This window comes from Nguyenibacter vanlangensis (assembly GCF_013376155.1).
GTDB lineage: Bacteria > Pseudomonadota > Alphaproteobacteria > Acetobacterales > Acetobacteraceae > Gluconacetobacter > Gluconacetobacter vanlangensis.
The window spans coordinates 1-1,119 of record NZ_JABXXP010000838.1; the positions used below are offsets into that span (position 1 = coordinate 1).

Here is a 1,119-nt window from a genome sequence, read left to right on the forward strand (position 1 = left end):
CGCTGTATGTCGTGCTGGCCGCGCTGGCCGGCGGGGCCGCGCTGTGGGCCATGCCGGGAGAGGCGCGCCAGGCCGGACGCAACATGCTGATGTGGCGGCAGAAAGCCGGCTGACGCAATCGGTCGTGGACGGACGGCGCGCGGCTGTGGTTAAGAACGGCATGAACGCTGAATCGACCGACCCGATCGCCCGCCGGATCCGCCAGGGAAGCGGCCAGGCGCCGCCCGACCTGGTGATACGCGATGTGCGCCTGTTCGACCTGGTGACCGGGGCGCTGCTGCCGACCGACATCGCCATCTGCGGCGACACGATCGTGGGCACGCTGGACCGCTATGACGGCCCCGCCGTGATCGAGGGGCGCGGGCGGGTCGTGGTGCCCGGCTTCATCGACACGCACCTGCATATCGAATCCTCGCTGGTCACGCCGTTCGAGTTCGAGCGCTGCGTGCTGCCGCACGGGGTGACGACCGCCATCTGCGACCCGCACGAGATGGCCAATGTGCTGGGTGCCGCTGCGCTGCGCTATTTCCTGGAGGCCGCGACGCGCATGGTCATGGATTTGCGCGTCAACCTGTCGAGCTGCGTGCCGTCATCGGCGGTCGAGACGTCGGGCGCGGTGCTGGGCGCCGACGCGCTGGCCCCGTTCATGGACCATCCGAAGGTGATCGGCCTGGCGGAATTCATGAACATGCCGGGGGTGCTGAATTGCGAGGCGGACTGCCTGGACAAGCTGCGCGCCTTTGCCGGGCGGCATATCGACGGGCATGCGCCGCTGATGGGCGGCAAGGCGCTGAACGGCTATCTGTCCGCCGGCATTTCGACCGACCATGAGGCGACGCGTGCCGAGGAAGCCCTGGAGAAGATCCGCAAGGGCATGACGATCCTGATCCGCGAGGGGTCGGTGTGCAAGGACCTGGCGGCGCTGGCGCCGCTGCTGACTGTCGAGACCTCGCCGTTCCTGGCGTTCTGCACCGACGACCGCAATCCGCTGGAGATCGCGCATGAAGGGCATATCGATTTCCTGATCCGCAGCGCCATCGCCCAGGGCGTGGCGCCGCTGGCCGCCTATCGCGCCGCCAGCCTGACGGCGGCGCGGGCCTTCGGCCTGACGGATCGCGG

The 1,119-nt window shown here is 69.0% G+C and carries 1 protein-coding gene; it reads left to right on the forward strand.

Annotation, left to right across the window (positions count from 1 at the left end):
* Window positions 1-160: 160 nt before the first annotated feature.
* On the forward strand, window positions 161-1,119 hold a 959-nt coding region (locus HUK84_RS19510), incomplete at its 3' end, for an amidohydrolase family protein (protein WP_176641688.1).